The sequence below is a fragment of the Pseudanabaena sp. 'Roaring Creek' genome, assembly GCF_001402795.1.
Lineage (GTDB): Bacteria > Cyanobacteriota > Cyanobacteriia > Pseudanabaenales > Pseudanabaenaceae > Pseudanabaena.
Genome location: NZ_LIRE01000330.1, coordinates 1 through 9,247 on the forward strand (window position 1 = coordinate 1; position 9,247 = coordinate 9,247).

Sequence of the window (9,247 nt, forward strand, 5' to 3'; positions counted from 1 at the left end):
ATATTATATATAAATATTATTTTTTAAATATTTAAAAATATTTTTAAATATTTTTAAATAATGTCAGTTAGGATTAAGCTGACAAATTTTTACAGCCCAAAGTAAAAGCCTTGCTTAGCAAGGCTTTTACTTTGTTTTTTTAAGCAAGGATTTACGACGTAAACTCTTTCTTAAAAACCGTTTCAAATTATCCCGAACTCACGTTATACCAAGTTAAGAAATGGCGCAGCCATTTCTTAACTTGGTATTAATTCACAAAAGTGTGACAACACTTTTGTGAATTGGTATAACATTATTGCTGGTTTTTAATACAAAAATAGGAGTAGCGCAAAGCGCTACTCCTATTTTGAGTCTGCACCTTTTTAAAGGTATTTTAGGCGAGTTGCCGATAAGCACTAAAAGGAACACCTGTGCGTTTCTTGATATCCATGATTGATTTGAATTCACCTCGAAGTTGGCGTTCAGTAGCGATCGCTGTGGCGACTGTAGGATCTATACCAAGCATAATCAAGTCATCGGAACTCATGGAGTTCACCCGTTTCCATGAATAAGAAGCCTCATGGCGGTAATCATAGCTAAAAACTAACATTGGCTCAATTTTTTTGAGCGTAGCATTAGGAATTTCTAGAATGTCGTGTAGTTCTTCTAGAGCAGTAAAGATATAGCCCTCTGACTTTAAGGAATCAATATCATTAGCATAAATGATTGGTAAGCCCAAAACATTAACTAAATCATTCTTAGAACAGCTATTGATGTCTATTTTAGGACGGGTAGCAGCTATTGCTTTAAATAATTGAGGATCTTCAGGAAGAGGGAGATCCTTAGGATAGGTCTTTACTAGATATTCCCGTTTAAGAATTAAAGCTGTAGAAATTTGAGCTACCCAAACTAAGCCCGCAAGGTTAGAAACAATTGGTATTGAAGGCACGATAATTGCTGCGGCAACAAATCCTGCACCAACACCAATCCAAATATTTGAGCCAGATTTTACGCCTGCATAGGCGATCGCGCCACCACCAAATGCGGGAAAACAAGACCACCAAACCCATGCTGGTGTTTGATCGAACCATGAAGGCTGTGACATAATCTTAACTGTTTCTCAGATGTTTGTCGGCTATTTGCTAGATATTCTAGATATTCTTTAGCATTTTCTTGCGTTTTTCTTCGTATTCCTCAACCGTGATCACGCCATCATCGTAGAGCTTTTTAAGATCGCTGAGGGCGGAAGTCGAGTCCTTAACGGATGCCGTAGCCGCTGTAGCTCCATTATACTTACGATTGAATTCATCTTCGGTCATGATTAAAAACATGATGAACTCGACGAAGGCGGCAATAGAAGGGATAACTGTCCAGCAAAGCAGTAAATATGCGATCCCCCAACCAGTTTGTCCAAGATAAAATTTGTGTCCTCCAAGCGCTCCCAGAAAGAAACATAAAAGAAGTGCAGTAGTCTTCGTCTTCATAGCCTTTTTCCCTCGTTTGTGTTGTTTGATTTGAAATTTCGCGATACTTACACTTTAGAGCTAAGCACTGTACTTGTTACAAGTTTATTGATTACCGAATGAATGTCAACCACTTAAGCATAAAGACATATAAATCCTGACTAGATTAGATAATGTGATTGAATGTGAACAAGGTTATATCGATTGCTTATCTTTACCCAGATTTCCCAGCTTTTTGGTTAAAAAATACACCAAGACGACCCCAACTTTGGCTTCAAGTAGAGTTATGTAAATTTGTAGGTAGGGGTTGGTGTCAGGATTGACATTCAACGTAAATACAGCGATCCCCACAAGAGCGAAGGGTAGAAACCTCAGTTTTTTGACTAATTGCTTTGAGCTAAAAAGCCCGAGGTCTTTAGACATTTATTTTGATCTCCACAGATGTATGCAAGTTTATTGCAAATTTACTCAAATTTACTAAAGTAGCTAAGCATAATTAAACTTAAAACCTAGAAGAGCGTACCGCCCGCTTAGCGGGCGGTACGCTCTCTGATTTGTTTTTTTAATTATGCTCACCTACTTAATGATAATCTTCTACATATTATGGCGATTGCTGTAGCTTGTGACTCTTTTTTAATTGTTTAAATTAAATTTTATAGCTGCCGTCAACGGTATCAGGACATAAGCTCCAAAAGAGAATTGCCGCGCGGAGCGCGGCAATTCTCTTTTGGAGCTTAGTTTTTTGTCCTAAACAAGACTGGCGGCAGCTATAAATCAAACAACATGGATCAACCATTTGCCCATTTATACCAATTCCCAAAATGGCAACGCCATTTTGGGAATCTCAAAACCTTACTGGGTTTGGTGTTTAATTCACAAAAGTGTTGTCACACTTTCGTGAATTGGTATTACTTAGCAATGTTTATAGCAATGTTTAATTTGCCTTCAAACAGAGAACTTACCACCCACTTCGTGGGTGGTAAGTTCTCTGTTTGAAGTTTGACTTATCTTAGCTGCTTACATCGTTGTAAGTCGCTATAGAATAGGCTGTAACTGAATTTTTTGCAGGAGTAGGTTTTGATTTCTTCAGCAGTATGTTCTGAAAGTTTGGATGCTGGCAATGTGGGGCACGATCGCGAGAAGGATTTGTTTGCTCATCGATCGCATTTTCCTGCTTTGGAGGTTGCAAACCGCTTTTACTTTAACTATGGCGGACAGGGAGTCATGTGTGGGAAAGCCCTAGAGTCGATCGCCAAAAACTTTCAGCATATTGAGGCGTTAGGCTGTTTCTCTAATGCCGCAGGGGAATGGATGATGGGGGAATACGATGCAACCAAAGCAGCGATCGCACGAGAATTTCAAGTCAGCCCTACTACGATTACGCTTACGGAAAACACTACGGTTGGTTGCAATATTGCACTCTGGGCTGTGAATTGGCGACAAGGCGATCGCCTATTACTATCAGATTGCGAACATCCTGGGATTGTTGCTAGTGCTGTCCAAATCCAAAAGCGTTTTGGCATAGCGATTGATTATTTCCCCCTATCCAATACCCGTAATGCTAGTGCTGAGGGGCAAGACAGCATAGAAGTAGTGGAATTACTAGTGCAGCATTTGCAGCCCCAAACGCGGATGGTGATGCTGAGTCATATTTGTTGGAATACGGGACAGGTTTTACCATTGAAGGCGATCGCTGATGCTTGTCACGATCGCCAAGTGCTGGTTGCGGTGGATGCTGCCCAGTCCGTAGGCGTATTGCCCCTCAATCTTGCCATTGCCGCAGATTTTTACGCCTTTACTGCCCATAAATGGTGGTGCGCACCACTTGGATTAGGAGCCCTATACATACGCCCAGAGATTTTTGAGGCGATCGAACCAGTATTTGTGGGGTGGCGGGGACTAACTGGCAAAACACCGATTCCCCAGTGGCGGCAGGATGGTGCTAAGTTTGAAGTAGCGAGCTCAACCTATGCTCTTTACGAAGCGCTGCGGATAGCCCTCGCTGAGGCTAATAGCTGGGGAACGCAGCAACAACGTTACGAACGGATCTGTCAGTTAAGTGAAATTTTATGGAGTCGACTAGATGCAATCCCTTACATTGATTGCATGAGACAATTGCCACCAGAATCGGGACTAATTTCCTTTAAAGTGAATAGAGAGCTAGCCAAAGGTGCGATCGCCCAAAAGCCCCATGCTCTGATCGCCAAGCAATTAGAATCAGAGCATCAAGTCTTAATTCGTGCGCTACCCGATCCTGATTGTCTGAGAGCTTCAGTGCATTACCTTACTTCTATTTCTGATATCGAGCATCTGATCGCCATTTTGGAAACTATGGGTTAAACCACATCTAAACATCTCTTCCTTAAAGGGATAACAATTTTCAATCCTCAATTCGCCATTAATCTATAAGACCGCCGCCATGTCCCTATTTTCCATAGATCCTCAATCCAATCCTGATAAAAAAGATCGCGCATTATCGCGATCGCAAGTTTTAATTGCGATGGCAGTGACAGCGATTATTTTTTTGGGGATTTCTAAGGTTTGGGTTTACTTAACGGGTATACCGATGATGCCCCTGCGTTGGCAACCCGAACATGCTGCGATCGGGGCAGGGATCGGTATTGGAGTAGCCCTCTTGAGCAGCCTAATTTATGAAATATGGGAAAACTATCGCATTGCCGCTCAAGAATATTTAGAAATGGTGCTTAAACCCTTAGAACCGATCGATCTGATTTGGTTGGGTTTGTTGCCAGGACTGAGTGAAGAAATGCTCTTTCGGGGCGTGGCTTTGCCTGCGCTTGGGATGAATGGGATTGCTTTAATTATTACCAGTGTTGTCTTTGGAGCTTTGCATATGGCAAGTGCGAAGCATCTCTCCTATACCGTTTGGGCGATCGCTGTGGGGATGATGCTTGGAGCCGTCACCATGTATACAGGGAACCTTTTATCGGCGATCGTCGCCCATGTGCTTACTAATTCTCTATCGGGCATCATTTGGAAATGGAAACAGACTAAAAAAGTAGTTTAGATCTTTGGTGGAAGCACAGGAAACATAAACTGGAGAGGGGCGCGAAGTTAGAGATACTATACTAGCGAAGCGATCGCACTTAAGCCCGTGAATAACGGAATGATTGCTTTGACAATAGTTATAAATTTCATGATTTTGCTGTTAATGGCTAAATTTATTTGTGTTAAGTAGCTAAGCTAGAAGAGAGTAACGCACGCGCAGCGTGCGTTACTCTCTCTGGTTTTGGGCTGAGCTACTTATTAATTCATGTTGCTTCTAAAATTAGTTCAGTCTACTCTCAAATTTAAGGTTTCGGCTAGCACTCGATTCAGTATTGCAGTGTGATCGCTTGGCAAGTAACGCTTTAGAGAAGCATCCCACGAAAAAGTTTTTTGCCAGTCGCTATCTACCGCTTTTATTTGCAGATCGTAATACCCATCTGTCTGACTAGGTAGAACAACAAGTATATTCTCTCCTTCGTAAAGGTAATGCTGACGAGTTCCATCTTTATTCCAATCTCCAGCCTGATCTTGCCAAAAATATATTGGCTCAGCAAGAATGTTAACGATTTGACCATTGTTAACTATAAAAAGAGCAAGAACTTCATAATAGCCGCCGCCACCAGAATAACCTTGAAACATTCCAACTCTCAATCCAAAGGCTGACTGGGTATTGCTTATTTGAAACGGAGCAAAGTCAAATTCTTTAAACTTGCCATTTGGCAGGAGAGCGTTATTTGTAGGGTCTGGGAACCTGAATTTTGCATTCCAATTTCTAAATTGTCTTTGGCTTATGAAATACCAACCTGTCTCGACTTTAAGTGAATTAGCAATTAATTTAGGCTTGTAGCCTATGGAGTCATATTCTATTAATCCTAAATAAACAACATCATCACGTTCATAAGATTTCTTATCACATATTTTTTCGGAAGATTTTATTTCAGACCTGTATTTATTATATTCATATTCATCTTTGGCAAAGCACACAATGGCAATATAACTATTCAAACGATAAGGAAAGGCTTTGGCTCCAACTAATATTGCAAGGTTTAAATCTTCATTAGGAGCAAGCAGCCGAGCAATATCCCTAGTACTTAGACCTTTAGGCAGATTTGTTCCTAAACCATCTGACTTGTAAATACCAGTTGATAGCTCCAAATAATGAGCGAATCCATACTTATTCTCGAATAATCCTGCTACCTCACTACGATTTTGTGCATGTTTTGGGGGTGGGATTAGATCGTTATTTTCAGCAAAGGCGATCGCAGCAAAGAATGTAGCAAAAACTGAAATAAAGAAAAGTGTCAATATTCTTAGCTTCATAGTTGATTCTCCTCAGTTGCGAATTGCTCAACGCTATATCTAGTAATGTTAGAATATAAGATGCTACGAAACTTGAACAACTTGTAAAAGATAGATAAATTTATTTCATTCAAAGGGTAGGTAACGCTTTTGGGAAGCATTCCAGAAAAAAGCTCTCTGCCAATCGCTATGTAGCGATTTTATTTGCAGATCGTAGTAGCCATCTGTTTGACTTGGTAAAACTACCAGAACGTTCTCATCTTCATAAAGAGAATGCTGACGAGTTCCATTTTTGTTCCATGCCCCTGCTATATTTTTATTGAAGTACATAGGTTCAGAGAATATATTAACTATCCGATTGTTATCGACTATGAAAAGCGCAAGATCTTCAAAATAACCATGACCACCAGAATAGATTTCTGAGTGAGTTACACGCAAACCAAAAGCAGTCTGAGCATCGCTTATTTTAAACGGAGCAAAATCGAAATGTTCGTAATCTCCACGCGGCAGATGGTCTATATTTAGTCGGTCGAGAGATCTAAATTGTTTGTAGGTTGTGAAATCCCAATTTATCTGATTTTCAAGTGATTTAGCAATTAAATTTGGTTTGGATTTTATGGGATCGTATTCTATTAATCCTAGGTATACAACATCATCTCGTCCGTAGTCTTTTTTTCTACACGTTCTGCGTGTACCTGCTTTCACTCGATTGTATTCACTTTTTGTTCGAGCAAAACAGGCAATAACAATATAGCTGTTTAATCGATGAGGAAATGCTTTAGTACTAACAGCGATCGCAAGTTCTGCATCTTCATGAGGCGCAATCATCCGAGCAATATCTTTACTTGTCAGACCAAGTGATAAATTTGTTCCTAAATCATCAAACTTGGTTATACCACTTAAATCTTCTAGAAAGTTAGTGAGTTCATACTTATTCTCAAATATTTTGGGTAGCTCATCTAGAGAATGTAATCGTTTAGTAGGTAGACGTAAATCGATATTTTGGGCATGGGCGATCGCGGCAAAGAATGTACTAAAAACTGAAATAAAGAAAAGTAACAACATTCTGAGCTTCATATGCAATTCTCCTCAGTTGCGAATTGCTCAACGCTATATCTAGTAATGTTAGAATACAAAAGGTGACAAAAATTGCATCAACAATAAATAAAAGTTAAATTTAGATAAATTTATGGTGGTCAAACCAGATTGGTTGCGAGTAAAAGCCCCACAGTGGGAGCGCGTTGGCAATGTCAAAGAAGTCCTGCGCGACTTGGGGCTAAATACTGTGTGCGAAGAAGCATCTTGCCCAAATATTGGCGAATGCTTTAACCAAGGTACTGCCACATTTTTAATTATGGGACCCGCTTGCACCCGTGCCTGTCCCTACTGCGATATTGATTTTGAAAAGAAGCCCCAAGCCCTCGATCCGATGGAACCGATTAACCTCGGAGAAGCAGTACGGCGGATGAATTTGAAGCATGTCGTAGTCACTTCTGTTAATCGTGATGATTTGCCCGATGGTGGCGCTTCGCAATTTGTACGCTGCATCGAAGAGATTCGTAAATTGATGCCACAGACCACGATCGAGCTTCTCATCCCCGATCTCTGTGCTAATTGGGAAGCATTAGAAACGATTCTTTCCGCTCGTCCCCATGTGCTGAATCACAATACCGAAACTGTGCCAAGACTTTATCGCCGTGTTCGTCCACAGGGAGACTACCAGCGCAGTTTGGAACTCCTACGCCGCGCCCGTGAAATAGCGCCTTGGGTCTATACCAAGTCAGGAATTATGGTAGGTATGGGCGAAACCGATGAGGAAGTAAGAGAAGTAATGCGTGATTTGCGAGCAGTAGATTGCGACATCATCACCATCGGTCAATATCTCCAACCTTCCGCTAAGCATTTGACTTTGCATGAGTTTGTTACACCTGCGCAGTTTGAAGCATGGCGCATTGCTGGTGAAGAAATGGGATTTTTGCAAGTGGTTTCTTCGCCGCTTACGCGCAGTTCCTATCATGCCGAGCAGGTGCAAGCCCTGATGAAACTATATCCGAAGGAAGCGTCGTGATAGATTGAGAAGTGATCATACTGAAATAACTCGAACGGTTTTAGTTTCCTCATTGACTGAATGAACAAAACGATGTTTGATATTGATGTGTCTTGAGAAATATCCTTTAGTTTTTGAGCATCCTTAATCACATTTCGACTAAATTCAATCTTCCAGTCCATCCAAGGCTCTTAGGAATTCATCTTCAGAACCCCAATCATCTGTTCGGCGGCGGCTCTAATTATAGCTATAGCCAAATAAGTGAAGACATAAACCCCAGAAGATTGTTGCGGCGCGAAGCGCCGCAACAATCTTCTGGGGTTTGTTTTTGTCCTAACATAACTGGTCACTGCTATAACCCGACTATTGGGTACAGACTGTAGATAGAGAGTTTTCCGTATGCTTTCCCAGTCAGCCTTAGATGGCAATAATGCATCACCTTGCCGACTCGTAATAAATCTTGGTAAATGCTCTTTGTTAAATTGCTCGGCTAAACTGTCGATTGATCTTAAAAAGATTATCACAGCTTTAAAAATCACCGTAGTCAACTTGTAGACAAGTTAAACCCAGATCGCGCCAAACTCTGACTACCTGATCGCGATCGTCGAGGACAAACGCTACATTGTATTTATCAAGAATAAACTCATCATAAATTTCTTTCTTGACAATACTATCTTTACGCATATCACCCGACTTTCGCATATACAGACCATCAAAAGAAATATTGTGCTTTTCTAGCCATGAGAGAGTCTGTGGCTTGTATTTATCCTCTCGCCCAGAGACAAAGATCACCATCTTGCCACAAGTTTCTAAAATCGATCGCACAGGCTCATTCACCAAATCCTGCTCGCACCTAGCCGCATCAAAAGGATTGCGATCGCCCATTAAAGCGATCGTGCCATCAAGGTCGCAGAGAATTACATCGGGCAGATCTGGATTATGGGCGGGTTTAGCTGCTCTAGGTGGAGCAATAAATTGGTTATACATATCGCGAATCACCTTCTCACCTACCGAATTAAAGCGCTTTAAATCCCGCTCAATGCAAGTTTCTAGAGGCACATGGCGGAAGTCTACTATTTCTAAAACTGCCAAACCTTTGATTAAATCTCTGATTCTGGCTTCATGCTTGGGCGATAGATGCGTATTATCGACAATGACATGCTTTCCGTTCTCTAGAGCCGTTCTAATAATTTGATCTTGAATATCGAGAACGAACTTCTCATTTCCTTTTGAGTGATAGGAATTATCCAGCATGGCGCGAAGCTCGTCTTTATTGACGCGCTTAATACTATTGGGCGCTTTATCGACTTTATTCTTTGCCCATGTAGACTTTCCAGAAGCAGGCAAACCGATGGTGAAATAAACTGTCAGCATTATTTGTGATTTTTAATTTTGTGATTTTTAATTTGAAGATTTTCTCAAAATGTTATGTTACTCCTTATATAAGTAA

10 protein-coding genes are annotated in these 9,247 nt (G+C 40.9%); 3 read left to right on the forward strand and 7 right to left on the reverse strand.

Translation table 11 applies throughout. From position 1 onward, the window contains the following. Nucleotides 1–373 precede the first annotated feature (373 nt). The 3 genes from AC805_RS11220 to AC805_RS11230 form a co-directional block, all read right to left on the reverse strand. Nucleotides 374–1,084 carry a helix-hairpin-helix domain-containing protein gene (locus AC805_RS11220; RefSeq protein WP_055075520.1) on the reverse strand — a complete coding sequence of 237 codons (711 nt, stop codon included), beginning with the start codon at nucleotides 1,082–1,084 and terminating at the stop codon, nucleotides 374–376. A 46-nt stretch (nucleotides 1,085–1,130) separates the two neighbouring features. Next, a complete protein-coding gene (locus AC805_RS11225) occupies nucleotides 1,131–1,463 on the reverse strand; it encodes an NINE protein (RefSeq protein ID WP_055075521.1) in 333 nt (110 codons plus the stop codon). 174 nt (nucleotides 1,464–1,637) lie between these two features. Further along, the gene (locus AC805_RS11230) at nucleotides 1,638–1,865 is read right to left on the reverse strand and encodes a hypothetical protein (protein ID WP_055075522.1); all 228 of its coding nucleotides are present in this window, start codon (nucleotides 1,863–1,865) and stop codon (nucleotides 1,638–1,640) included. Between the two features lie 654 nt (nucleotides 1,866–2,519). On the opposite strand from AC805_RS11230, the gene AC805_RS11235 reads away from it, so the two are divergent. Together AC805_RS11235 and AC805_RS11240 are read left to right on the forward strand one after the other, a co-directional pair. Next, the gene (locus tag AC805_RS11235; protein WP_197278701.1) at nucleotides 2,520–3,782 is read left to right on the forward strand and encodes an aminotransferase class V-fold PLP-dependent enzyme; all 1,263 of its coding nucleotides are present in this window, start codon (nucleotides 2,520–2,522) and stop codon (nucleotides 3,780–3,782) included. Between the two features lie 79 nt (nucleotides 3,783–3,861). Continuing rightward, nucleotides 3,862–4,470 (forward strand): CPBP family intramembrane glutamic endopeptidase, encoded by a 609-nt coding sequence (locus AC805_RS11240; RefSeq protein WP_055075523.1) that lies wholly within the window; start codon nucleotides 3,862–3,864, stop codon nucleotides 4,468–4,470. 266 nt (nucleotides 4,471–4,736) lie between these two features. Here AC805_RS11240 and AC805_RS11245 read toward each other — a convergent pair whose 3' ends face one another. Both AC805_RS11245 and AC805_RS11250 read right to left on the reverse strand, forming a co-directional pair. Further along, on the reverse strand, nucleotides 4,737–5,771 hold the full coding sequence (locus tag AC805_RS11245; protein ID WP_055075524.1) for a hypothetical protein: 1,035 nt from the start codon (nucleotides 5,769–5,771) through the stop codon (nucleotides 4,737–4,739). Between the two features lie 105 nt (nucleotides 5,772–5,876). After that, complete coding sequence (locus AC805_RS11250; protein ID WP_055075525.1) at nucleotides 5,877–6,827, reverse strand: hypothetical protein; 951 nt, start codon at nucleotides 6,825–6,827, stop codon at nucleotides 5,877–5,879. A gap of 112 nt (nucleotides 6,828–6,939) precedes the next feature. On the opposite strand from AC805_RS11250, the gene lipA reads away from it, so the two are divergent. After that, nucleotides 6,940–7,818, forward strand: a complete 879-nt coding sequence (gene lipA / locus AC805_RS11255) for a lipoyl synthase (protein WP_055075526.1) — start codon at nucleotides 6,940–6,942, stop codon at nucleotides 7,816–7,818. A gap of 170 nt (nucleotides 7,819–7,988) precedes the next feature. Here the strand turns inward: lipA and AC805_RS11260 are convergent, their stop codons facing one another. After that, entirely contained in the window at nucleotides 7,989–8,321 is a 333-nt protein-coding gene (locus AC805_RS11260; protein WP_197278702.1) for a hypothetical protein, read from the reverse strand. Between the two features lie 4 nt (nucleotides 8,322–8,325). Then, nucleotides 8,326–9,171: an AAA family ATPase gene (locus tag AC805_RS11265; protein ID WP_197278703.1), complete on the reverse strand. Its 846-nt coding sequence runs from the start codon at nucleotides 9,169–9,171 to the stop codon at nucleotides 8,326–8,328. Between the last annotated feature and the right edge of the window lie 76 nt (nucleotides 9,172–9,247).